The organism is Paenibacillus woosongensis, assembly GCF_009725165.1.
GTDB lineage: Bacteria > Bacillota > Bacilli > Paenibacillales > Paenibacillaceae > Fontibacillus > Fontibacillus woosongensis.
The window spans coordinates 87,256-111,806 of the sequence record NZ_WNZW01000002.1 but is presented as its reverse complement, the minus strand read 5'-3'; the positions used below and the strand labels follow the sequence as shown (position 1 = coordinate 111,806).

At 49.6% G+C, this 24,551-nt stretch carries 27 protein-coding genes and 1 other annotated feature; of the genes, 24 read left to right on the top strand and 3 right to left on the bottom strand.

The window, feature by feature from the left end:
- The first annotated feature begins 16 nt into the window (after window positions 1-16).
- Both GNP95_RS06965 and GNP95_RS06960 read left to right on the top strand, forming a co-directional pair.
- A complete protein-coding gene (locus GNP95_RS06965) occupies window positions 17-733 on the top strand; it encodes a response regulator transcription factor (protein WP_055107737.1) in 717 nt (238 codons plus the stop codon).
- Window positions 734-2,176, top strand: coding sequence for an ATP-binding protein (locus tag GNP95_RS06960; protein ID WP_330163296.1), 1,443 nt, complete (start codon window positions 734-736; stop codon window positions 2,174-2,176). It begins immediately after the preceding gene.
- 150 nt (window positions 2,177-2,326) lie between these two features.
- Here GNP95_RS06960 and serA read toward each other — a convergent pair whose 3' ends face one another.
- Together serA and GNP95_RS06950 are read right to left on the bottom strand one after the other, a co-directional pair.
- Window positions 2,327-3,919: a phosphoglycerate dehydrogenase gene (gene serA / locus GNP95_RS06955; RefSeq protein WP_155610152.1), complete on the bottom strand. Its 1,593-nt coding sequence runs from the start codon at window positions 3,917-3,919 to the stop codon at window positions 2,327-2,329.
- Window positions 3,920-4,144: 225 nt separating this feature from the next.
- Window positions 4,145-4,371: a binding site (T-box leader), on the bottom strand.
- Window positions 4,372-4,521: 150 nt separating this feature from the next.
- Window positions 4,522-5,430, bottom strand: coding sequence for a hypothetical protein (locus GNP95_RS06950; protein ID WP_155610151.1), 909 nt, complete (start codon window positions 5,428-5,430; stop codon window positions 4,522-4,524).
- Window positions 5,431-5,546: 116 nt separating this feature from the next.
- Between GNP95_RS06950 and GNP95_RS06945 the strand changes: the two genes are divergently transcribed.
- The 3 genes from GNP95_RS06945 (at window position 5,547) to serS (ending at window position 8,223) form a co-directional block, all read left to right on the top strand.
- Entirely contained in the window at window positions 5,547-6,140 is a 594-nt protein-coding gene (locus GNP95_RS06945) for a CPBP family intramembrane glutamic endopeptidase (RefSeq protein ID WP_155610150.1), read from the top strand.
- Window positions 6,137-6,619, top strand: coding sequence for a hypothetical protein (locus tag GNP95_RS06940; RefSeq protein WP_155610149.1), 483 nt, complete (start codon window positions 6,137-6,139; stop codon window positions 6,617-6,619). The genes GNP95_RS06945 and GNP95_RS06940 overlap by 4 nt, the downstream gene beginning before the upstream one ends.
- A gap of 314 nt (window positions 6,620-6,933) precedes the next feature.
- The gene (serS, locus tag GNP95_RS06935; protein ID WP_155610148.1) at window positions 6,934-8,223 is read left to right on the top strand and encodes a serine--tRNA ligase; all 1,290 of its coding nucleotides are present in this window, start codon (window positions 6,934-6,936) and stop codon (window positions 8,221-8,223) included.
- 81 nt (window positions 8,224-8,304) lie between these two features.
- Here serS and GNP95_RS06930 read toward each other — a convergent pair whose 3' ends face one another.
- A complete protein-coding gene (locus tag GNP95_RS06930; protein ID WP_230873722.1) occupies window positions 8,305-9,201 on the bottom strand; it encodes a polysaccharide deacetylase family protein in 897 nt (298 codons plus the stop codon).
- Window positions 9,202-9,309: 108 nt separating this feature from the next.
- Here GNP95_RS06930 and GNP95_RS06925 point away from each other — a divergent pair, with 108 nt between their 5' ends.
- The 19 genes from GNP95_RS06925 (at window position 9,310) to spoIVA (ending at window position 24,411) form a co-directional block, all read left to right on the top strand.
- A complete protein-coding gene (locus GNP95_RS06925) occupies window positions 9,310-9,675 on the top strand; it encodes a hypothetical protein (RefSeq protein ID WP_155610147.1) in 366 nt (121 codons plus the stop codon).
- A 188-nt stretch (window positions 9,676-9,863) separates the two neighbouring features.
- A complete protein-coding gene (locus GNP95_RS06920; protein ID WP_155610146.1) occupies window positions 9,864-10,481 on the top strand; it encodes a genetic competence negative regulator in 618 nt (205 codons plus the stop codon).
- A 75-nt stretch (window positions 10,482-10,556) separates the two neighbouring features.
- Entirely contained in the window at window positions 10,557-11,267 is a 711-nt protein-coding gene (gene prsW / locus GNP95_RS06915) for a glutamic-type intramembrane protease PrsW (RefSeq protein WP_155610145.1), read from the top strand.
- Window positions 11,268-11,322: 55 nt separating this feature from the next.
- A complete protein-coding gene (locus GNP95_RS06910; RefSeq protein ID WP_196427142.1) occupies window positions 11,323-11,472 on the top strand; it encodes a hypothetical protein in 150 nt (49 codons plus the stop codon).
- 121 nt (window positions 11,473-11,593) lie between these two features.
- Window positions 11,594-12,961 (top strand): germination protein YpeB, encoded by a 1,368-nt coding sequence (ypeB, locus tag GNP95_RS06905; RefSeq protein WP_155610143.1) that lies wholly within the window; start codon window positions 11,594-11,596, stop codon window positions 12,959-12,961.
- 128 nt (window positions 12,962-13,089) lie between these two features.
- Complete coding sequence (locus GNP95_RS06900; protein WP_155610142.1) at window positions 13,090-13,743, top strand: flagellar brake protein; 654 nt, start codon at window positions 13,090-13,092, stop codon at window positions 13,741-13,743.
- Between the two features lie 99 nt (window positions 13,744-13,842).
- Entirely contained in the window at window positions 13,843-14,052 is a 210-nt protein-coding gene (locus GNP95_RS06895) for a hypothetical protein (RefSeq protein WP_155610141.1), read from the top strand.
- A gap of 128 nt (window positions 14,053-14,180) precedes the next feature.
- A complete protein-coding gene (cmk, locus tag GNP95_RS06890) occupies window positions 14,181-14,891 on the top strand; it encodes a (d)CMP kinase (RefSeq protein ID WP_155610140.1) in 711 nt (236 codons plus the stop codon).
- On the top strand, window positions 14,881-15,450 hold the full coding sequence (locus GNP95_RS06885; RefSeq protein ID WP_155610808.1) for a lysophospholipid acyltransferase family protein: 570 nt from the start codon (window positions 14,881-14,883) through the stop codon (window positions 15,448-15,450). Before cmk ends, GNP95_RS06885 begins: the two co-directional genes overlap by 11 nt.
- Window positions 15,451-15,586: 136 nt before the next feature.
- Window positions 15,587-16,819, top strand: a complete 1,233-nt coding sequence (rpsA, locus tag GNP95_RS06880; protein WP_155610139.1) for a 30S ribosomal protein S1 — start codon at window positions 15,587-15,589, stop codon at window positions 16,817-16,819.
- 273 nt (window positions 16,820-17,092) lie between these two features.
- Window positions 17,093-18,415, top strand: coding sequence for a ribosome biogenesis GTPase Der (gene der, locus GNP95_RS06875; protein WP_155610138.1), 1,323 nt, complete (start codon window positions 17,093-17,095; stop codon window positions 18,413-18,415).
- A gap of 12 nt (window positions 18,416-18,427) precedes the next feature.
- Window positions 18,428-19,039, top strand: coding sequence for a glycerol-3-phosphate 1-O-acyltransferase PlsY (gene plsY / locus GNP95_RS06870; protein WP_330163295.1), 612 nt, complete (start codon window positions 18,428-18,430; stop codon window positions 19,037-19,039).
- Window positions 19,032-20,069: an NAD(P)H-dependent glycerol-3-phosphate dehydrogenase gene (locus GNP95_RS06865; protein WP_155610137.1), complete on the top strand. Its 1,038-nt coding sequence runs from the start codon at window positions 19,032-19,034 to the stop codon at window positions 20,067-20,069. Before plsY ends, GNP95_RS06865 begins: the two co-directional genes overlap by 8 nt.
- Window positions 20,070-20,168: 99 nt before the next feature.
- A complete protein-coding gene (locus GNP95_RS06860; protein ID WP_155610136.1) occupies window positions 20,169-20,441 on the top strand; it encodes a stage VI sporulation protein F in 273 nt (90 codons plus the stop codon).
- Between the two features lie 155 nt (window positions 20,442-20,596).
- Complete coding sequence (locus tag GNP95_RS06855) at window positions 20,597-20,776, top strand: DUF2768 family protein (protein ID WP_155610135.1); 180 nt, start codon at window positions 20,597-20,599, stop codon at window positions 20,774-20,776.
- A gap of 62 nt (window positions 20,777-20,838) precedes the next feature.
- Complete coding sequence (locus GNP95_RS06850; protein ID WP_155610134.1) at window positions 20,839-21,480, top strand: nucleotidyltransferase domain-containing protein; 642 nt, start codon at window positions 20,839-20,841, stop codon at window positions 21,478-21,480.
- Between the two features lie 12 nt (window positions 21,481-21,492).
- On the top strand, window positions 21,493-21,840 hold the full coding sequence (locus GNP95_RS06845) for a 2Fe-2S iron-sulfur cluster-binding protein (RefSeq protein ID WP_155610133.1): 348 nt from the start codon (window positions 21,493-21,495) through the stop codon (window positions 21,838-21,840).
- Between the two features lie 42 nt (window positions 21,841-21,882).
- The gene (locus tag GNP95_RS06840) at window positions 21,883-22,626 is read left to right on the top strand and encodes a hypothetical protein (RefSeq protein WP_330163294.1); all 744 of its coding nucleotides are present in this window, start codon (window positions 21,883-21,885) and stop codon (window positions 22,624-22,626) included.
- Between the two features lie 306 nt (window positions 22,627-22,932).
- Complete coding sequence (gene spoIVA / locus GNP95_RS06835) at window positions 22,933-24,411, top strand: stage IV sporulation protein A (protein WP_155610805.1); 1,479 nt, start codon at window positions 22,933-22,935, stop codon at window positions 24,409-24,411.
- The last annotated feature ends 140 nt before the right edge of the window (window positions 24,412-24,551 follow it).

Sequence of the window (24,551 nt, the reverse complement as noted above, 5' to 3'; positions counted from 1 at the left end):
GAAGGGGTTGTTGTTCATGTCAGATCAAGAAAACCGCATTCTCGTAGTGGACGATGAGGAACGTATTCGCCGTCTGCTCAAAATGTATTTGGAAAAAGAGGGTTACGAAATTGATGAAGCGGAAGATGGTGAGACCGCTCTCAAAAAAGCAACTTCCAATGATTACGGCTTGATCCTTCTCGACGTAATGCTTCCGGGAATTGATGGAGTCGAGGTGTGCAGCCGTTTGCGGCAGATCAAGTCGACGCCGGTGCTGATGCTCACGGCCAAAGGGGAAGAAATCAACCGGGTACAGGGATTTGAAGTCGGGGCAGACGACTATGTTGTCAAGCCGTTCAGTCCCCGTGAAGTCATATATCGGGTCAAGGCGATCATGCGGCGCGCATCGGCTACAGCTTATTTGACCAAAGAGAGCGGTACGAGCAATAATATCGTATTCCCTCATCTTGTCATTGAGCACGATGCCCATCGGGTAACCGCAAGCGGACAAGAGGTTAGTCTTACGCCGAAGGAGTACGAGCTGCTCCATTATTTGGCCACTTCTCCCGACAAAGTATTTTCCCGTGAGGAGCTGCTGAAGGACGTATGGAATTACGAGTTCTTCGGCGATCTGCGGACCGTGGACACCCATGTGAAACGGCTGCGCGAGAAGCTGAATAAGGTATCGCCGGAGTCGGCAGCGATGATTACTACCGTATGGGGCGTTGGTTATAAGCTGGAGGTCGCGAAATAAGTGAGCTTCTGGAGAACGCTTGTAGGCAAGCTGTGGATTACGATCATCGGTTTAGTGGCCTTTGTGCTGATGAGCATGGGATTGTTTTTGCTGCCATATATCGATACGAATTTCACCGATCCCGCAGCAGTCAAGAAGCTGTTTGTTATCGTTTCAATCATCGGCTTCTCGCTGACGACGTTTTTTGCCTTATTCCTCTTCACGAAAATTACGCAGCCGATGCAGCAGCTGATCAGCGCTGCCGATGCGATTCGCAAGGGGAAATACGATACGAGACTATCGCTGCAAACAAGCGATGAGATTGGTGAGTTGGCCAACACCTTTAATCATATGGCTGAGGAACTGGAGAATACGATCCGCAGCTTGAACCATGAGAAGGAACATCTGTCCAGCGTTTTAAGAAGTATGAATGACGCAGTGATTACATTGGATTGGGGAGGAGCGGTCATTCTGACCAATCCTCCAGGCGATCAACTGCTTCAATTGTGGGGCGACTTGCCGGACGAAGAGAATGACGCGCTTCAATTAAGTGTGCATGGCGAACGGGCGATCCAGATTCCGAAACCACTCCTGCCGATGTTCCGGAAGGTGCTGGATCAGGAGGGGGATCAAAGCGCCAATATTCACGTTAAGCAAAGCGTGTGGTCCGTGCATATGGCGCCGCTTTCGTCGGATGGCGAAATTAGAGGCGCGGTAGCGGTTTTGCGCGATGTGACCGAAGAAGTGCGTTTGGAGAAGATGCGCCGGGATTTCGTGGCCAATGTATCGCATGAAATCCGGACACCGCTGTCGATGATGCAGGGATACAGCGAAGCGCTTCTCGATGGAATGGCCGCTTCTCCAGAAGAGAGCCAGGAGCTCGTGCAGGTTATCCACGACGAGTCTCTGCGCATGGGTCGTCTGGTCCGTGACTTACTCGACCTGGCCCGGATGGAAGCGGGACATACCGATATCGCCATGCACAGAGTTGACGTCAAGGAGCTCATTGAACGCGTATATCGCAAGTTTGCGGTACGGGCCAAAGAGCACAATGTTCAACTGGAGCTGGATCTGGGGAGCGGACCGATGGTTGCTGAAGCAGCCAACGAAGACCGGTTGGAGCAGGTTCTCACGAACCTGCTGGACAATGCCTTCAGGCATACGCCGGAGGGACGGAGTGTTTATATTGCTACGGACGCCAAGGAAGGCAAGCAAGGACGTGAGCTGCACATTTCCATTCGAGACGAAGGCACCGGGATACCGACAGAGGATTTACCTTTCGTATTTGAGAGGTTCTACAAAGCGGATAAAGCCCGGGTACGGGGAACGGCTGCCGGAACGGGACTTGGCCTTGCTATCGTAAAAAATATCATCGATGCCCATCACGGCTCCATTCAGGTGAACAGCAGCATCGGGAAAGGGGCGCATTTCCAGATCACCCTTCCTGTCGAAAAGGTACAATAATCGTAAAACATCCTTACCTCGTAAGGATGTTTTTGTTGAAAAATTTCTGATCTCGAAGATAAATCTTGTTCATCGTGGAACAACAGGAGAGGGGCTTCAGACGGGGAGATACCACGTCTGAAGCCCCTTACTTAAATTGCAGGCTAATTATTATGATTTAAATTCGATCTGCAGAGCAGTGTTCAGCTCTTGCAGGCTCATTAATTCATCAAGCACTTCTTTGGAAACTGTCTTGTCCACGGTCAGTACCATGATCGCCTCGCCGCCAATAATTTTACGTCCAACTTGCATCGAAGCGATATTTACATCATTTTTACCGAGCAGGGTGCCTACGCTTCCGACAATGCCAGGCTTATCATTATGAGAAATGAAGATCAAGTTGCCTTCCGGAGCGATATCGACTGGGAACTTATCGATCCGCACGATCCGCGCGCCATATTCTTTAAGCAAGGTGCCTGCGATGCGGCGATCCTTGCCGTCTTCTGTTTTCAGCGTAACGCTGATGCGGTTTGTAAAGCCCTTACTTGCCGAGGATTGCGATACAACCACATCGATATCACGTACCTTGGCCAGATGCACCGAGTTGACGATGTTCACATCGTTGCCGAAATGGCGGGACAATACACCTTTGATGATGTAGCGTGTTAGCGGTTGTGTATCTACCTCTGCCAGATCGCCGGCGTATTCGACATGAATTTCACGCACAGCCTGGTTGTTCAACTGGGCAGCAAATGCACCGATTTTTTCGCCAAGCTCGAAAAACGGCTGCAGCTTGTTCATCACGCTTGCCGCGACTGGAGGCATGTTCACCGCGTTCTTGAACGGTTCGTTCCGCAAGATATGCAGCACTTGCTCCGACACGTCGATCGCTACGTTTTCTTGAGCCTCTACCGTTGATGCGCCCAAATGAGGAGTAACGATGATTTTTGGATTGTTCAGAAATGGATGATCCGCTGCCGGTGGCTCCTGCTCGAATACGTCGAAGGCTGCACCTGCAACGATGCCTTGATCGATCGCTTCGACCAATGCTTGCTCATCGACTACGCCGCCGCGGGCGCAGTTAATGATGCGCATGCCTTTTTTCATAACCTCGAACTGTGGACGGGAAATCATGTGCTTTGTTTCAGGAGTAAGCGGCGTATGGACTGTGATGAAGTCAGCGTTCCGTACGATTTCATCGACGGTAGCCAGCTTCACTCCCAGTTTCTCGGCGCGTTCCTCTGTCATGAACGGATCGTATCCGAGAATGTCCATGCCAAATGCCTTAGCGCGTTTCGCGACTTCACTGCCGATACGGCCCATGCCAAGAACGCCCAGCTTCTTGTTGCGCAGCTCCACGCCGAGGAACTTGCGATCCCAGGTTCCCTGGATCGTCTTAGCGTAAGCTTGCGGAATATGACGGGCAAGAGCCATCATCATCGCAAAAGCGTGCTCGCATGTCGTAATTGTGTTGCCGTCCGGGGCATTGATCACGATGATACCGCGTTTGGTCGCTGCATCCAGGTTGATGTTATCGACACCGACGCCTGCGCGGCCGATCACTTTCAGATTGGTTCCGGCTTCCATGATCTTCTCGGTGACTTTCGTTTGGCTGCGTACGAGCAGAGCGTCGTAGCCGGGAATGATTTGGATGAGCTCATCCTCCGAAAGTCCCGTCTTTTTCTCTACTACAACGTCGCTTGCGTCCATCAACTGTTGGATTCCGAGGTCGCTGATGGGATCTGATACTAGTACTTTGAACATGATTTCTTTTCCTCCTAAAAGTTTTGTATATAGCATTGCTTCTTCGGAAAGTCTTCGATACAAAACTTTCTTCGGAAGCATTCGCTTAAAATAGGAAACACTATATCCCGATACCGTTCCAATGCGTTAGAGGAGCGAAGGATCGAGGTTCAAGCTGTTTGCTAAAGGCTGCAGGCAGGCTGCCACAAGCATAAAAAAACTCTCAATCCGCACACTACTTCCGTAGTAAGGGACGAGAGTTGTTCGTGGTACCACCCTAATTCGCTGTTCCTCGCAGATACAGCCTCAGTTGTCATAATGACATGTTGATAACGGAGTTCCTCCGATTGCGCCTACTCCTATCGTTCAGCACAATTACTCAGGATCGCTAGAGTTCCCATTCCGCTACCGGTTTGCAGCACCACCGGCTCTCTGTAAGCTTCGCGACAACTCGTTTCCTTCATCGTGTTTAACAAATGCAATTTTTCATAATGTATCATGACCTTAAGGAAAGTGTCAATACCGTAAATGATAGGGTCCGGGGTAGCCTTGAATAACCTTGGTAATTTGGTTATGATTTTAATGTTGTCGAATTGTATCAGACCCCGCCATACAGACAGCAGCTACTGTTCGGAGAAAAATGGCACCTCCGGAAGGAATTCCGTTGCATAATAGGCCGATTTCCACTTCAGGAACTCTTTTCCTTGCACGGCTTCGGTATCCATAAGGACGTTGACAATGGAAGTTACCGAGTTCAGCTTCATGGAGCCTGCCTTGCCGCTGTCGATCATCTGGTCGATTTTAGCCGTCATATCCTGCGGAAGATACGATACATAGAGGTTGCTGCTGACCATCAAGTCGCTGACAATTTTATTTTTAACCGCCAGTGGATAGGATGCCCACTCTTTGATGGAGGTATTTTCCTTGAGCACTACGTCCGAAGGAATCGACTTGTTGGTTTTAGCGGCCCATTTCATCATGGAAGTATAATATTTTTGCTGGGCTTTCAGTCCGTATTGTTCGGCATTATTCGTAAAATCGTCCTCAGCGAGCAATTTAGCAAGCTCAGTTCCGTTTTTGTTGCCGATTTCAATCCGGCTTGTGCTTTCATCAAAGAGCTTTAGACTTTTCAAAATATCACTTTGTGCATCTTGTAACAAGGGGGAGGACACCGTAATCGTCTGAGCTTGAATCTGCTCATATTGCTTGCGTGATGCATTGCGGATATCCTTCATGATGCCGATTGATTTTACCCTGGAATCGCTGCTTCTCAGCTGGTCGACGAGCCCGAAATACTCTTGTTTGAATTGCTCGTAAGGCTGGAAGACAACGTAATAGTAGGCGACGAGGTCCTGTTGCTCGTAGGAAGTCGTCGTCTCAAATCCCGGTAGGTTCGTTAGATGGGCATATTTCGCTTCAGCTTGAGTGATGCCCATTTTGAAGCCAAGGAAGAAAGTTCCGAAGGCCGCGACCAGGGTAAACAGAAACCCGAGCATGAACAATAATTCGAACCGGTAAGATTTTTTCTGCATAATCAAAAACGCTCCTCTTACAAGTATTTTTTAGTCCAAGAGCACTAAGATAGCTTATATGCCTGGTACTGGTTTGTGTATAGAACTATAATAAAGGACAGGATTTGACGAATACTATGAAAAAAGACAAGTTCGGCAAAATAAAAATTCAAAGAGTCGATCCGGGTCAACTTAATGAGCGCCTATTGCTGATTAATTTATACATTACACAAGGTATTACTTTAATTATCGGAATCATCATCCTTTTTTTTCAGAAGCGAAGCGTGATTTCACTGCTCCAATTTCCGGAAAATTATCGTTTTCTGCTATGGGGCTGTGGATTGGCCGCGACGATGTTTGGCGTCGATTTCCTGTTGTCGAGGTTCGTTAAGGAGGAGAGCCTGGATGATGGGGGAGTCAATGAGATGCTGTTTCGCAATCGTCCGGTGTGGCATATCGCAATCATATGCGTCATCGTGTCTATTTGCGAAGAACTGCTGTTTCGTGGAGCGATTCAGCACGGGCTCGGACCGTATTGGACGAGTATTATTTTTGCCTTGATCCATGTCCGCTACCTTAGGCACTGGATTCCGACAGGATGGGTATTTCTTAGCAGCTATGCGTTGGGATACATTTATATACAGGCGGGTACGTTATGGGCTCCGATCGTGTGCCATTTTCTCATTGATTTCATATCGGGACTCGTCATTAAATTTCGGAGGGGAACATGAGTGAACGCTTGAGCAGGATGGAGCGGTACGGTCAGCGCCGCCATCCGAAAGACAGACATCAACGATCCGGGGCGGCCCGGAAGCATCCAGAGCAACATAGATCGAGCGAAGCCAATTCAAGGGTTCTAAAAAGCAACGAGGCAAATTCAAAAAAGCCTTTAAAGGAAACTAAGGTCTCGCGCAAACCAAATCGACAAGCGAGAATTAGCGCCAAGCAAGGCGCTGATCCTGTTGAAGCTGCCCGTATAGCCCGCAGGAGCTATACAGTTGATCCGGTCAGTCGGCAAGATGCAGCCGGGGCAGATTTGGATATAACAGCCCAGGAGCTTCCGTCCAGGCGGGAGGTTTATCCTTCCCAACGGGTAAAACTGACAAAATATTTTTTCAATGCTTTGCTTTTTATCTTTATTACGGTGATGGTATCGTTGTTCTGGTGGGGGATCAGCGAATCGCCATGGGGACAAAACAACGGCATGTAGTTTACAACCTTGTTATGTGGCTTCTTTTTATCATATACTATGTAGAATAATTTCAAATTCGGAATATGCCAATGAAGAGAATCCAACTCGGAGGCGTTTTCGCCAAGGGAGTTTGCAAGTGCTGCGCTGCTTTCCTAAGTTAACCGGCACCGCCCGTTATCGCGGAACCAAAGTGATTGGACTGTCAACACAGTTCAATAAGTTGGGTGGCACCGCGAGCAGAGCGCTCCTCGTCCCAAAGGATGAGGGCGCTCTTTGTGTTTTTTGCAAGCTTACCCAAAATAACCCCATCCGGGGGAAGGAGCGGTGTTGGTATGATGGAAATGAAATGGATTCGGGATCATGCCGAGCAGATCCAACAAGCAGCGAAGTATAAAGGGATTGAGTTTTCGGTTCGTGAACTTTTGGAATGGGATGATCGCAGAAAAAAGTATCAGTTGGAATGTGAAGAGCTTCGTCGGTTGCGAAATGAAGGAGCAGCAAAAGCAAGCGTGCTGCTTGCTGCAGGGAAAGAGGCCGAAGCCGGCGAGCTGAAGACGGCCTCCAAGCGTGTCAATAAGGCGCTGAAGGAATCGAGCAAACGGTGGGAAGAAGCAGTTGAAAAAGTTACTCAACTGGCACTTCTGGCCCCTAACGTTATATCTGAAGACACTCCGATTGGAAGCTCGGAGGAAGATAACGTGGAAATTAGGCGCGTGGGCAGAGCTCCGGAGTGGAGCTTTATGCCAAAGGATCATGTAGAGTTGGGCATGATGCATGATATGTTTGATATCCCAAAGGGAGTCAAGGCAGGCGGAAGCCGCAGCTATTATCTGAAAGGAACGGGGGTGCTTCTGCATCGAGCCGTACAACAGCTCGCTTTCGATCTGTTAATGGAGCGCAGCTTCACTCCTGTGGAGGTTCCGTTGCTGCTTAAGGAACAACCATTTGTTCATAGCGGATATTTCCCTGCTGGGCAGAATCAATCCTTTTATATTGAGGAGGAAGAGAAGTGGCTTGCGGGTACATCGGAGGTTCCGCTCATTTCCTATTTTGGAGGAGATGTGCTGGATCTAAGTGAACCGCTAAGGCTAGTTTCTGTATCAAACTGCTTTCGCAGCGAGGTGGGCTCTGCCGGCCGGGACGTGAAAGGCTTATACCGCGTGCATCAGTTTGCCAAGGTGGAAATGGTCGTGCTCTGTCAGCCTGATCCGGAATTGTCCGAACAAATGCTGCAGGAAATCACGAGCCATGCCGAAGAACTGCTTACCCTTCTGGAGCTTCCCTATCGCATAATGTCGGTATGTACAGGGGACATGTCGGCCAGAACGTATAAGCAGTACGATATAGAAACCTGGATGCCCAGCCGTGGCAGCTACGGAGAGACGCATTCTTCGTCTAATCTGCACAGCTTCCAATCGCGTCGTGCCAATATACGCTGCATTAACGAGCAAGGCCACCCTGTGTACTGCCATACCTTGAACAATACAGCGGTTGCCTCTCCGCGCATTCTTATCCCACTTCTGGAGAATCATCAAGCGGAGGACGGTTCCATTTATATTCCTAAAGCGCTTCGCCAATATGTAGGAGGCAGGGAGCGGTTCAATCCGAACATAATAGCCTGAATATAAGGGGCTCCCTTGGTCTACGATTGACCAAGGGAGCCCCTTATTCCTGATTCATATATGATATGCCTGCCAGATCCTTTACGATTCAGTAGAGTCCTCGGGCAGAGCGGAAATTGTCCGCGGATCCACGAAACTGTAGCCTTCCGCCTGAATTTTCATCAGCAGCTCGTCAAGTGCCTCTTCCGTCCAAGGAAGCTCGTGCATGAGGATATTGCTGCCGGGATGGAGCTGATCCATTACGTTCTGAATGACGCCTTCCGGCTTGTTCTTGAATTTGGCGTCCCAATCCAAGGATCCGTTAGACCAGGTCATATAGATCATTTCATTATCCTTGACGATGCCGTGAAGTGTATCGTTACCCGAGCCAAAAGGGGGACGGAAGAATCGTGGGCGTTCCCCGACGGTCTCTTCAACAATGTTCTGCACGTCCTCGATCTGCTTGCGAGCGCTATCTGCTGATTCCTTCTTCAAGTCGATGTGATCCCAGCTGTGATTACCGATAATTTGCCCGCGATCATGGATGAGCTTCAGCAAGTCTGGATTTTTTTTGACACGGTAGCCATTGACGAAAAATATCGCTTTAGCTTCGTATTTATCGAGGGTATCCAGGAGCCCTTCCAGCATATCTTTTTCTTTTGGGCCGTCGTCGAAGGTCAGCAGAACGACCTTCTTCTCGGTGTCTTCCTCATTCGGAACTACATTATAGGCCTTGTTGATGTGGTACTTATATTCGGGCGAAGCCTCGGCATCAGAGCTGTCGGGACTTGCTTCCTCTGCTCCCGCGGAAGCATTGCTGCTGCCGTCTGTAGCGTCATCCAGAGCTTGGCCATTAACCGGAATTCCGGGGGAATTCGTTTCGGTTGACATGGTTTGGCCTGCATTGGCAGCTTCAGAATTGGCGGATGGACGAACGGAGCCGCATGAGGCAAGAATGATGCAGCAGGCCGCGATAAGCAGAACCTTCTTGTTGAGCAAATGATTTCATCTCCCTTTCCGTGTTTCTTCCTGTATTTATTGCGCATGAGTTTGAACCAAAGCGTGAACACTACAAATGATTTTAACACAATCAAGGAGGTTTTTAGGGTGAAATCTGTCTCGTTCTTATGTGGTGCATTAGTTGGGGCTGCAGCGGTGATTTGGTCGGCCAAAAGAAACGGAGGCAAGCTTACAGGCGGCAAAGGAATAATGAACCTGGCTGGAATGACCATGAATTCTGCAGGCAAAGGGAGCGAACATGGGCATTCGTCTGCAAGCGAGCATAAGCACGGCTCGTCCGGCATGGGCGAATCGAAGGTGCATCCCAGTTCAGCTTCATCCTCGCACGATGCGAGTCATTCGAAGGAATACAGTGTGAAGCAAATTACGGACTTCATCAAAGGAAATGCGGATGTCCGCCGTGAGGTGGAGCAAATTTTGAAAGAGACGAATTCGGTCATTCCCGGGCTCTAAAAATTGCCGATTTATGGATCATTTTCAGCTCCCTCGGGGTCGAGCAGAAAATGATTCTTTTTTTGTCTATTTTATTACGTGCATTTAAGTAAGATAAATGATAACATACTTACAAAGAACCATTTCCAGCACATATTACAGCAGGTTTCATAATCTGTTATAACAAGGCTTGGGGAGGAGGATCCTGTATGAAAATTGAAAGATTGGGCCAAGATAAGATACGGATTTTCCTCACGTTTGACGACCTTAGCGAACGCGGTATCCAGAAAGAGGACATGTGGCAGGAAATTCCCAAGGTTCATGACCTGTTCACGGAAATGATGGATCAGGCTTACAATGAAGTGGGATTTGACGCTACAGGCCCTTTGGCCGTTGAAGTTTTTGCGCTTCCTGCTCAAGGAATGGTCGTCATAGTGACGCGCGGCAAATTCGACCACCATCATGGGGTTGGGCCGCACTATGAGGATGATTTACCGGACGAAGTCTATGAGATGGAAGTAACGCTGGAGCAGAGTGATACGATTCTATATTCCTTTGATGATTTCGAAGTATTGATTGAAGCGGCTCACGTTCTGCGGCCTATGCTTACTGAAGCTGGCAGACTATTTAAATATAATGGGAAATGGGTTCTTCAATTAGAGCCAGAAGATTTGGAAGAAGGAAAGCATCCGGCAGTCATTGCGGTTCTTGCTGAGTTCGGCGAGGCGACCTCTGTTACTCCGGCGATGCTGGAAGAGTACGGAAACCAGGTCATGTCCGAGAATGCAATCGGAGTTATTTGCAGTAACTTCAAGCGTCAGGACTAAGCGATGGTGCGGTACGTATTGTATCGGATCAGCGAAAGCTTGAATATTTCGAATGGTCGATGAGGGGGAATACCGTTGATTTTTTTCTCGATTGCGACCGCAGCGGTAGCCCCCGGAATCGCCTTGTTGACTTATTTTTACCTTAAGGACAAGTATGAAGCCGAACCGCTGCATATGGTCATTAAGGTTTTTTTACTTGGATTTATTATTATTCTCCCGGTCATGATACTGCAGAGCGGTTTGATGCTCTGGCTGGGTGAGGGCTCTCTGGTCAACGCATTCGTCATTTCGGCAGGCGTAGAAGAATCGCTTAAGTGGTTTGTACTGTTCCATATGATATATAACCATACAGAATTCGATGAACCTTACGACGGGATTATATACGCTACAGCCATTTCGCTCGGTTTCGCTACGGTAGAGAATGTCATTTATTCCTTTGCCCAGCAAGCTACTGTCGGAACATTGCTTCTCCGGGCTTTATTGCCTGTCTCGGGTCATGCCATGTTTGGTGTCATGATGGGTTATTACATGGGCCGGGCCAAATTCTCTACAGGCAAGGATAGCCGAAGATTTCTGGTCTATTCATTGCTAATGCCTCTGTTCTATCATGGTGTATATGACTGGATACTGGATAATATTACGCACTACTGGATTTGGTATATTGTTCCTCTCATGGCATATCTGTGGTATGGAGGCATCGGAAAAATGTACAGGGCCAACAAGAGATCCCCTTTCCGAAGACTGCTTGAGGATAGGGTTAACAAGACCGAAAATAGGGCATCCTAATGACAGCTTATTCGCGGCTATCCATGTCGTGAAGCTGAAAGGGGTGCCTTTTTTAGTGCGTGTAAAAGTGAAAATCACTTGTAAAACATGCGGCGAACGATTCGTTCTGCGCGGCAAAAAGGAGCGCGGTCAGATCGAGACCGGGTTCAAGCAATGTCTATGCGATAACCGCCATGATTTCGTTATTGAAGAGGACATGCCTTGATGGGCAATGGGTAACAAATGGACATAAAGAACATTTTTCAGCAGAGCTGTCAAAAGTGAATAATCTTTCTTCCTTCTAGTCAAACTAACTTCAGTTCGTTGAAGGAAGGAGTGTAGATGATATGTATAGACGTTTGAGTGCCATACTATTTCCGATCGCCACGGTTCTGTTAATCGGTGCATTAATGTGGGGCTATCAGGAAAACCAAGAAAAGAACGCGATTCTCATCAAAGCGGAAAACCAGTATCAGCGCGCATTCCATAGTTTGTCGTTCCATGTCGACAAGCTTCACGGAGAGCTAGGGAATACGCTGGCCGTGCATAGCAACTCGACCGGATCGCAGCGCAAGGGTTTGGTGAACGTATGGAGGATCACAAGCGAAGCGCAGAATGAAATCAATCAGCTGCCATTGACCATGCTTCCTTTTAACAAAACGGAAGAATTCCTGTCCAGAATTTCGAAATTTTCTTATCAGGCGGGAGTCCGCGATTTGGCCAAGCAGCCGTTGACCGACAGTGAAATGAAAAATTTGAAGGAGCTTTACAAGAGCTCTGAGCACATTTCCAAACAGCTGCAGGAAGTTCAGGACAAGGTCCTTTCCAAACGCCTTCGCTGGATGGACGTGGAGACTACGCTAGCCAATCCGAACAGTCAGCAGGACAATACGATTATCGACGGATTCAAGACGGTAGACAAGCGAGTCGGGGAGTATCCGGAGCTGGATTGGGGACCATCCGTGGCAAGCATTTATAACAAACGGTCCGTCAAGAAGCTCGGAGGGAAACCTGTTACCGTCAATGAAATCAAAACGAAAGCCGCCCAATTTGCTGGAGTTCATTCGCCGCATAATATCCAAGTTACCGAAAATGGAAAGGGAACGGAATGGGCTTCCTATACGGCCAAGGTTCAAGGAGGAAACAAGTCCGAATCCGTTACGCTCGATTTCACGCGTCAAGGCGGCCATCTGATCAATTTCTGGAGCGACCGCCATATTGGACCTAAAGCGGTCACTCACGAGCAGGCCAGAGAGTCGGCGGCTCATTTCCTGAAGAACAAGGGTTATCACGACTTAACGCCGGTGACTTACGATGAATACGACAATATCGGCAGCTTCACATTTGTCAAAAAGAATAAAGACGTGCTAATTTATCCGGAGAAAGTATCGGTTCGGGTCGCTTTGGACAACGGGCATGTGATTGGCATGCAGGCAAGCGATTATGTTTATGAGCAGCAGGACGGGAAGGAGCAAAAACTCTCGACTCCGAAGCTAACGCTTGAGCAGGCCCGCAAGTTTTTGAATCCTGAATACAAAGAGCAGTATAACCGGCTTGCGCTGATCGAGAACGATATGGCGGAGAAAGTGCTGACATATGAATTCGGCGGTGCAATTAATGGCTCGAAATATCGTATCTATCTTAATGCCGATAACGGCAATGAGGAAGTCGTCGAACAAATCCGCGATGGGCACGCTAAGAAGACTTCCCGGTAAAACCAAAAACGGACCAGATTGAAATGATCTGGTCCGTTTTTTATTGTCATCGGATTATTTATTTGATCCAGCCCGTGGTATAATCAAATGGTAATGATAACCTATAATAAACAAGGTGGTGGAGGGACTTGTTTCCTAGTGTAAATGACCTGCTGTATATCCAGGTCGCATCGGCAGACGGCAAAAATATGGATAAGGAATACAAGTCACGCATCGCCGATGTGGAAGACGATACGCTTCTGATCGAAGTTCCGATCGAAAGCGGCAGCGGACATATGAAGCGGCTGTATATGGGCGACGAACTGTCGGTATATTTCCTGTCCGATCAAGGAGTCAAAAATTATTTCAATACATACGTTCTTGGCTTCGCGGATGATGTCGTCCAACTGGTCAGAGTCAGAAAGCCGGAGTCTGAGACGATTACCAAGGTACAGCGGCGCCATTTCCTGCGGGTTGTATCCAAGCTGGACCTTGCGGTGAAGCTGAAAGACAACACCCGGTTCGTGGCATTGACGGAGGACGTGGGAGGCGGTGGCGTGTCTTTGATCGCCGATAGCCAATACCACTTGTCCGAAGGCGAGCAGCTGTATTGCTGGCTGCTGCTGTCCTATAAGAACGGAAGCATCGACCATGTTCCGTTCGAAGCTGAAATCGTACGCACGAAGCCGCTCGAAACGGGGCGAACGAAGGCGATGCTGAAATTCGTCAGCATTTCCGATATGGAAAGGCAGAAGCTGATCCGGTATTGTTTCGAACGCCAATTCGATTTTAAAAACCGCTAGATTCCTTCTCGAAAACCGCGGTGTCTAAGTGCTGACAAGATTGGCATCGGCTTGCTTTGGATATGATAAGCATATCTATGCAAGCAGAGGTGAGTTCATTTGCAGAGAGACCACGAGGCCGAGGAATATACGGAGTTGTTTTTGAAATTCAGCAGCGGGATGGAGGCTTTTCTGAAAAAGGCGCTTATCGTTGCCCTGGCAGGACTTTGCGTCTGTCAGATTGTCCTTAGGGTTCCGGCTATTCGGGCTTATATTGCTTCAGCTGACCGTTATGAAGGCGTGGCGCTTGACCGCTCCAAGGAACGATAACAAGGAATGGTGTAAAGACAGCTGGCGTTTCCCGCCTTTTGCATCCGCCCACGTTGTGTGGTATAATTTTCACGTCGCAGGCAATGCCTGCTTTTTTATTGAGACCGTGTTTTGAGGAGGCGTCCGCGTTGGCTAGGACAACGTCATCACATAACGGCAAGATCAACATCGCGATCGACGGACCTGCCGGTGCGGGGAAGAGTACTATTGCCCGAATGGTTGCAAGCATGCTGTCATATGTCTATGTAGATACCGGTGCAATGTACCGGGCAGCTACCTGGCATTTGCAGAATCTTGGAATCGGGCCGGAAGAAGTCGATAAAGTGCTTCATTCGGTGCAAAATTTGGGTATAGAATTAATGCCGGGAGAAGACGGACAGAAGGTTCTCGTAGACGGTCAAGATGTGACCGCGGAAATCCGCTCTTTAACGGTGAGCTCCCAAGTTTCCCGTTACGCTCAAATCGAAGGGCTGCGAAACTGGCTCGTGTCTCTTCAGCGGCAAATGGCTCTGCGCAAAGGCGTCGTCATGGATGGACGCGATATAGGCACGACGGTGCTGCCGGATGCTGAAGTGAAGGTGTTCATGACGGCAACCGTAGAAGAGCGTGCCCGCCGCAGATTCAAGGAAATGCAGGATCAGCAAGGAATTACGTTGGAAATGATCGCCCGCGATATCGCAGAGCGGGATCGGCTGGACCAAGAGAGGGAAGTATCCCCCCTTCGGCAGGCTGAGGATGCCATTCTGCTGGATACGACGCATTTGACGCCTCGTGAAGTGGCAGAGCGCATCGTTTCATTTAGCCAATCTTATGGGAGAGAGAACAGAAATGATTTATAGCTTTTGCCGTGGTGCATTACTACTTATTTATAAAGCGCTATTCCGTTTGGAGGGGGAAGGACTTGAGCATATCCCCAAGGAAGGCGGCGTGCTACTCTGTTCCAACCATATCAGCTTGCTGGATCCGCCGACGATCGGCATACTCCTGAAGCGGAAAGTACACTTCATGGCCAAGAAGGAATTGTTCGACATTTTCGGTTTTGGCTGGCTTATTACGCAGCTTGGCGCATTCCCAGTCAAGAGAGGCGGCGTGAGCAAGGAGTCGATCAAAACGGCATTAACCATTCTTCGTACGGGTAAAATCATGGGGATTTTCCCGGAAGGATCCCGCTCCGGCGGGATGGGCAAGAGGGGAGCGGCGACCTTCGCGCTTCGCAGCGATGCGGTCATTATTCCCGTAGCCATTGTGGGAAATTATAAGTTATTCAAGAAAATGAAAGTTGTTTACGGGGCTCCGATTGATATATCGGAGTTCAAGGAAGGTTCTGATCCTGATGCCGCAGAGCGCGTGACGGAAATGATTATGTCCCGGATTGCGGAACTTAAGGCGCAGGGGTAACTGGATTGATCGCTGGACAAGAGTTTATATGCATGAAGGCAGGAGACTTTTGGAAAGCTATCAACATCAAGCTGTTTTGAACTTCGCTTCAAGCGGGTTTAAATAAATGGGTTGCTGAATTGAGGAGGGTATTGACATGTCGGAAGAAATTAAGAATCAAGAAGCTGTTGAGGCAGCGAACCAGGATGAACTGGATCAAATCGTATCCTTGAAAAAAGGGGACACCGTTAAAGGAACGATCGTCAAAATCGAGGACAACCAGGCTTATGTGAGCATTGGATATAAATATGACGGCGTTATTCCTATTCGTGAATTGTCCTCTGTTCATTTGGACAGCGCTTCGGATGCCGTTCAAGTAGGCCAAGAAGTAGAGACCAAAGTCGTTAGCATTGACGATGAGAAAGAGCGTCTTGTGCTATCCAAACGGGCGATCGACAGCGAGAATGCGTGGGAAGTGCTGCAGAAGCGCTTCGAGAGCCAAGAGACTTTTGAAGTAACTGTTGCCGATGTCGTTAAAGGCGGTATCGTGGCGGACGTTGGCGTTCGCGGATTCATTCCTGCATCGATGGTGGAGCGTCATTTCGTGGAAGATTTCAGCGATTACAAAGGTCGCACGCTTCGCGTTAAAGTGAAGGAAATCGATCCGGAGAACAACAAAGTGATCCTGTCGCAAAAAGATGTTCTAGATGAGGAATTCGAAGCGAACAAGCTAAAAGTCATGAGCGAGCTGCAAGAAGGCCAAGTCATCGAAGGAACGGTTCAGCGCCTGACTCAGTTCGGTGCATTCGTAGACGTAGGCGGCGTAGACGGACTTGTTCACGTATCCGAAATTGCCTGGAACCATGTTGACAAACCGTCGGATGTGCTTTCCGAAGGACAACAAGTGAAGGTTAAGGTTCTGAAGGTAGATCCTGAGAAAGGCAAAATCAGCCTGAGCATCAAGGCAGCAACGCCTGGTCCTTGGGATACTGCGGCAGAGCAATTCAAGTCGGGAGATATCGTTAGCGGCGAAGTGAAGCGTCTCGTTAGCTTTGGTGCTTTTGTCGAAATTGCGCCTGGAGTAGAAGGACTAGTTCATATTTCGCAAATTTCCCACAAACATATCGGTACACCACATGAGGTATTGAAAGAGGGACAGACGGTTCAAGTTAAAGTCCTGGATGTGAATACAGCCGAGCAGCGCATCAGCCTGAGCATCAAGGAGACGGAAGAGGCTCCAGCACCGGCACCGAAGAGCGAGAAGCCATCCAGAGGCAGCAGCGTAAGGAAAGAAGACTTGAACGACAACCCTAACGTTTCGCTGAATAATCAAGGCCTGAGCGTTACCCTTGGCGAGCGGTTTGGTGACAAATTGAGCAAGTGGAAATAGACGGGATTTAGCAGGCATAAGGATCGGCGGCCCCCTAACACGGGTTCGCCGATTTTTATTTTTGTTTTGGCATGGTCCACGGGGAGTAAAGCAATAGCAGACGGCTATAATAAAAACGTTTACTTTGCCGAAAGATGGGCAAAACGTAACGCCTTAAAATAAGCAATGAAACGTTAGCCAATTAGTGCTTTTTTTGCTATGATGATAATCGTGAATCATGACTTAGTAAGCATTTCGTTTAAATATAAGGACAAAAATTTAGGAGGTATCCGTATGGCAAGACCCGTTGTGGCTATCGTAGGAAGGCCGAATGTGGGCAAATCGACGATTTTTAACCGGATTATCGGCGATCGGCTCGCGATCGTAGAAGACAAGCCCGGTATTACCCGCGACCGTATTTACGGAGTAGGTGAATGGAATGGCAAGCCGTTCAGCATCATCGACACGGGAGGGATTGAGCTGGGGGATGAGGAACCGATTTTGAAGTCGATTCGCATGCAGGCCGAGCTGGCGATTGAGGAAGCGGACGTCATTGTTTTCATGTGCGATGCCAAAGCCGGGGTAACGAGCTCGGACGAGGAAGTTGCCAATTTGCTGTACCGCTGCGGCAAGCCGGTTATCGTAGCCGTCAATAAGGTGGATAATATCGGCCGCTCCGATCACATATATGAATTTTTCAACTTGGGTTTTGGGGAGCCGATTGGCATTTCGGGCAGCCATGGTACAGGGATCGGCGATCTTCTGGATGCCATTGCCGACAATTTACCAGAACTTGCGGATGATGAATATGACGAGGATGTTATTCGCGTCGCTCTAATCGGCCGGCCGAACGTAGGCAAATCGTCCCTGATTAATGCAATTCTCGGGGAAGAGCGGGTCATCGTCAGCGATATTGCCGGAACGACCCGCGATGCGATTGATACACCGTTCGAGAAGGATGGCCAGCGTTATGTGCTGATTGATACGGCAGGCATGCGCAAGCGCGGCAAGGTCTACGAGACGACGGAGAAATACAGCGTCATGCGGGCGATGAAAGCGATTGAACGGGCCGACGTCGTTCTTGTATTGATCAATGGGGAGGAAGGCATCATCGAACAGGATAAGCATATTGCCGGTTATGCCTATGAGGCAGGCAAGGCTTCTGTCTTTGTCGTAAACAAGTGGGATGTTGTTGAGAAGGACGATAAGACGATGCATCAATTCGAGCAGAAGATCCGTGATCATTTCCTGTTCATGACTTATGCGCCTGTCGTTTTCCTGTCCGCGAAGACGAAGCAGCGCCTGCATAAGCTGCTGCCCGTCGTGCAGCATGTCGCGGACCAGCATGCGAAGAGGGTGCAAACGCACTTGCTGAACGATGTCGTATCTGATGCGATTGCGATCAATCCACCGCCGACAGATAAGGGAAGAAGACTGCGGATCAACTACGTGACCCAGGTATCCGTCAAACCGCCGACAATCGTGGTGTTCGTCAACGATCCGGAGCTGATGCATTTTTCCTACGAGCGGTACTTGGAGAATAGAATCCGGGCGGCATTTGATTTTGAAGGTACTCCAATTCGGTTGTTCACACGCCGTAAGTCTGATGAAGGTTAGGAGAGGAAAAATGTGATTTTACCCGTGATTGCAGTAATTTTCAGTTATTTGTTGGGATCTGTCAGCTTCAGTGTCCTGCTGGCGAAATCCTTGAAAGGAATTGATATCCGTCAGCATGGAAGCGGCAATGCTGGAGCAACCAACACACTGAGAGTGCTCGGCAAGGGGCCGGCGATCATGGTGCTAGCTCTTGATGTGCTAAAAGGAATAGCTGCGGTCTGGATTGGCAGGTGGCTTGGCGGTGAGCATGTATGGGTACCTCTCTTATGCGGGCTTGCTGCCATTATCGGCCACAACTGGCCGGTCTATTTCCGGTTTCGCGGGGGAAAAGGGATTGCCACGACGATTGGCGTTATGGCTTCCTTGTTTTTCTTCCCGGCGCTTTACGCAGGAATAATCGCTATTTTATCGATCGTTTTTACGAGATACGTCTCTCTCGGTTCTTTGCTGTTTGTTCTGCTGACTCCATTATTTCTGGTGCTCACGGGAGAAACCGGTCCTTATTTGTGGACGAGTCTTATTATTTTTGTTTTTGCATTTTGGAGACATCGTACGAATATCGTGAAATTGGTCCAAGGCAAAGAGAATAAACTTGGCTCCAAGGGAGGTAAACGAGTTGTCTGAGAAAGCGGCCGTATTAGTGGCAGGAAGCTGGGGAACAGCATTAGCCAGCGTCCTCGCCGATAAGATGGATGTGATGATCTGGACTCGTAACGAGGCGCAAAGAGATGAAATTAACGAGAAGCACCGCAATGAAAAATATTTACCGGGAGTTGATCTATCGCACCGGATTGTCGCTACAAGCGACATGAGGGAGGCCGTTGACGGAGCGAAGGCAGTCGTCATCGTCGCGCCATCCTCCGCGATGCGGGATGTGGCCCGGGCGCTGAAGCCCCACTGGAATGAGGATATGACCGTCGTCCATGCAACCAAGGGTTTTGAGACGGAGAGCTTAAAGCGGATGTCCGTGGTCATTGCCGAGGAGCTGGGCTGTGAGGAAGGGCGGATTGTAGTCCTGTCCGGTCCCAGTCATGCGGAGGAGGTCGTGAAGCGCTGCCCGACGACCGTCGTCGTCGCTTCGCTGGAGGAAAAGCAGGCACAGATAGCGCAGGATTTATTTATGAACTCCTATTTCCGGGTGTATACAAATCGAGATATGCTGGGCGTGGAGCTGGCCGGTGCCCTGAAAAATATTATCGCCCTCGGGGCGGGCATGTCCGATGGGCTCGGTTACGGAGACAATGCCAAGGCCGCGCTGCTGACGCGTGGATTAGCGGAGATTACCCGCATCGGAGTAGAAATGGGCGCGAACCCGCTTACTTTTGCAGGTCTGGCCGGGGTGGGAGACCTGGTTGTAACCGCAACCAGCCGTCACAGCCGGAATTGGCGCGCTGGCTACATGCTTGGCGAGGGCAAATCGGTAGATACCGTGCTTGGCTCTATGGGGATGGTTGTTGAAGGCATTCGGACAACGAAGGCTGCCCGCACCATTTCAGAGAAATACCATGTACAGATGCCGATCGCACAGCAGTTGTATCACGTGCTGTTTGATGGAGTCGAACCAAGGGTCGCTGTGGAAGCCCTGATGGGACGCGATCGCAAGACTGAGATGGAGGTCATGACCCTGGAAACCTGGGAGCAGTGGCACGCCTAACTTTAGGCCTGGGCACCCATAGGAAGCTGGCTCGTATCCTAACACCTTTTTCGTTTGCTTTTCATAAACTGTGGAAGAGCAATGCGAAGGGGGGAGAATATGAGCAAAATTTCCAAAGAAGCCCTGAACGCGATTAACAAGAAGGCAGGAAAGAATATTTCCGAGAGCTCCGTCAAAAAGCTGGCAAGTACAGTGAAGCCGTCTACTTTGCAGAGCGAAGCGGAACTGCGGAGGCTGATTAAGCAGGTATCCGCGATGGCCAAGGTGCCTGTTACGGAAAGCACGATTTCGGAAATTATCGGGGCCGTGAAGAAAAGCGGCATGAATCCGAACAATATGGAAGCATTGATGAAATTAATGCTTAAGAAGTAGAAATACGGCGATTTGACGGAAAGGCACCGAAAGGTGCTTTTTCTATTTGTGTGTATAATTTTGGAGGAATCCTTTGCGTGCTGCATAGCCTGTTCTTATTCAAAATGCTATAATATTCATCATATCGATTATGGGAAATGGGAGAGTTTACGTTCATGGATGCAATGACGAAGATGTGGTTATCGATCGCAGCGATTCTCGTAATGGGCGTGTCCGTCTTTTTGGTCACTTTTGCCCGCACCAAAACAAAAGGCATCGTCAAAGGGATTTTGTCCTTGCTCGCTTTTATTGTGATGCTTACCGGTTTCCTGATGGGGCTTGTGTCGATCACGTAAGTGGATGAAGCATTGCAGAAGGATAAGACTAAGTATAACGGAGTCAAGGGAAGAGGTATGTAATGAGCATAGACATCGCAGAGGAGGGACAGGCCCCGCTGGTAGCTGCCTTGAAGAACTTAGGCAGCCGGTTGGATCAAGCTGATGCCGCCTGGCTGCTGGGTGGAAGCTGCGGCCTGTGGCTGCAGGGAGTGCCGCTGGAACGCTCCCCTCGGGACATTGACGTTTATTATGATTGCGCTGAAGCGAAGAAGCTGCATAACCGTTTAACGGATTTGGCGCTGGACGAGCCTGTGTGGGATGAAAGCGGTCGCTACTCCTCCATGCTAAGCCACTACCGTCTGGGGGCGCTGACGATGGAACTGGTCGGGGGGTTCGAAATAAGAAACGGCAACTCGATGTACCGAACGGAAGTGAACGGCGTTCTGTCCGGACATGCAGAGCAGATCATGCTGGAAGGCGTGCCGATTCGGTTAATGCCTCTTGCTCATGAGCTGCTTTTCAATGTGCTGAGAGAACGCCCGGACCGTTATTATGCAGTTGCTGAGGCGATCCGGAAGTCGCCGGAGCGGCATGTGGGTCTGCTGAAGCTGCTGCTTGCCCGCAACGCATGGGAAGCAGAAATGGTATCTGCCGTAGCGAAATTGCTGGCAGCTCCCGAAATACACGAGGAATGGCTGCTAAAGGCAAGGCAACAGCAATAGGAGGAATTCCGTATGGACTATACGATCAGATTTATGCCTCAGGATAAGACGGCAAAAGTCCGTCCAGGGACAACCGTCCTGCAGGCCGCGCGGAATGCCAGAGTTCATGTCGCGACGCGCTGCGGCGGCAATGCTGCCTGCCTGATGTGTAAGGTGGAGGCGGATACAGGGCATAACTCGTCGTTAAGCCCGCCTACCGCTGCTGAGCAGCGCAAGCTGGGGCCGCTTCTAGAGCGGGGAATTCGGCTGGCCTGCCAGGCCAAAATTATCGGGGCTGCCGAGGTTCGGCTGCCGGAGGATCCACTAAAGGCGGCGATCCGCAAGCAATTGGAGCGCCAGCAAGAGGATGATCTGTGGTAAGGTGTTGGAATAACGGATGATATTTGCAAAGGATGAAGAGTTGTGAATAAGACTTATATGAGATACATCGCATGTATGATCATTGTTGCAGCGGGAATAACACTACTGTCAGGCTGTATGTATCCGGGGGCCAAGCAGCAGGAACAGAGCGTGTCTTACCGGGAAAGCGTCGAGCGGATCCAAAGCGCAGTAAACGCTTTCCAGCAGGATACGGGAATCCTGCCGATTATTACGGCGGGGGAAGAGGTGCCTCGCTACGAAAAATTCCGGATCAACCTGGACCAGCTGAACAAGCAGGGGTATATGGATCAAATCCCTGATACGGCTTTCGAGCAGGGGGGCAGCGCTTATTTTCTCGTCATCGATGAAGAGAGTAATCCCACGGTCAAAGTGATGGATTTGATCACGGTACAGAAGGTGAACGACGTTCAGAGGCTTGTCGATGAATACGAAAGATCTCATCCTGGGAAATGGCCGGTAACTCAAGAAGAGGAAACATACCCGGGCCTGCATGAGGTGGATTTAAAGAAAATCCGCGGTGAGGGGTATGAGCTGCTTAGCGTCTATTCCAGACAGCCCCTTCCCTATTTGATCGATAAATCGGGACGGGTATACGTCGATTACGCCTGGGATATTATGCAGGCGATTGATAAATCCGGCACAGCGGCCAGCAGCGAGCAGGGAGATCTTAGGGTGCTGCTGACGGAGCAGTCTTATTTTGTTCCGGTAAAATCCCTCCCATATGCCTGGGTAGACGGTACTCCGGTGGCGCAAGCCGAAAATTAAATCAAGAGAGCGTTCTAAGCTCATTTGGATGCCTTCCTATGATTTCTTCATAGGGAGGCTTTTTTCGCATGTCATAGGAAGCGGGCACCGATCATACAATGTTATATGGCGGAAACATTGGTGCCGCCCGGCGCGGCGGTATAGCAAAAAAAAGTAGGCGCGGACGGTATAATCCGTCATAATAGTGCATTTGCTACATATGATGATACTAGTCCAAACGAATGTACGAGTTGTTGCAAATAACGAAGCGGATGCTCTCAAAGCATTTTTCCTTCGGCGAATTTTGAGGAGGGGATATCATTGGTATTGGAGAAAGTGGACATTTACAAGGACATTGCCGAACGCACCGGGGGAGATATTTATCTCGGTGTGGTTGGAGCCGTCCGAACCGGAAAATCGACCTTTATTAAACGCTTCATGGAAACGGTCGTTCTGCCGAACATTTCCAGCGAAGCCGATCGGATCCGTGCAGTGGATGAACTTCCGCAAAGCGCAGCCGGCAAGACGATCATGACGACAGAGCCCAAATTCGTGCCAAATAATGCCGTGCAAATCAAAGTGGCAGAAGGGCTGGAAGTCAACGTCAGGCTTGTGGATTGCGTCGGCTACGCCGTCGAAGGGGCAAAAGGCTATGAGGATGAAAATGGGCCGCGCATGATTTCTACGCCGTGGTTCGAAGAGCCGATTCCGTTCCAGGAAGCGGCGGAGATCGGGACGCGCAAGGTCATCCAAGAGCATTCCACGCTTGGTGTCGTAGTGACGACAGACGGTACGATCGCCGACATTCCGCGCTACTCTTATGTAGAATCCGAAGAGCGCGTCATCGCTGAATTGAAGGAGGTCGGCAAACCGTTCGTCCTCGTGATCAATTCCACGCGCCCGCTTAGCGAGGAAACGCAGCAGCTCCGCGGTGAGCTTGCCGAGAAGTATGATATTCCGGTCATTGCATTAAGCGCAGCGACAATGACCGAAGAGGACGTTACCGGAGTGCTTCGGGAAGTGCTGTACGAATTCCCTGTGCACGAGGTCAATGTGAATTTGCCGAGCTGGGTGATGGTGCTGAACGAGAACCACTGGCTGCGCAGCAATTACGAAAACTCTGTCCGCGATACGGTCAAGGACATCCGCCGTCTGCGCGACGTTGACCGGGTCGTCAGCAACTTTCTCGAATATGAATTTATCGACCGTGCCGGACTCAGCGGCCTGAATATGGGCCAGGGCGTAGCGGAAATCGATTTGTACGCGCCGGACGATCTGTATGATCGAATCCTGATGGAAGTCGTTGGCGTTGAAATCAGGGGCAAGGATCATCTGCTGCAGCTGATGCAGGAGTTCACGCATGCCAAGAAGGAATATGACCGCTTTGCGGAAGCGCTGGAAATGGTCAAGACGACTGGGTACGGCATCGCTGCTCCATCTCTGGCCGAAATGGCGCTGGATGAACCGGAGCTTATCCGCCAAGGATCCAGGTTCGGGGTGCGCCTGAAAGCAACTGCGCCATCGATTCATATGATTCGGGTCGACGTCGAATCCGAATTCGCGCCGATCATCGGAACGGAGAAGCAAAGTGAAGAGCTGGTACGCTATCTGATGCAGGACTTCGAGAATGACCCGATTAAAATATGGGAATCTGATATTTTTGGCCGTTCCTTGCACTCCATCGTCCGGGAAGGCATCCAGGGCAAGATCGCCATGATGCCAGACAACGCCCGCTACAAGCTTCAGGAGACGCTAGGCCGCATCATCAATGAAGGCTCTGGCGGACTGATCGCTATCATTTTATAGAAGCATAACCTTTCTATCCCAACCGTGCACGAAGCTGTTACAGCGTGTGCGGTTTTTTATTTTGTTTAAATAGTAAAAACCGATTTACATACTTGGAATTAAGATATATATTAATGTATAAAGATTTTTAAAGATACATA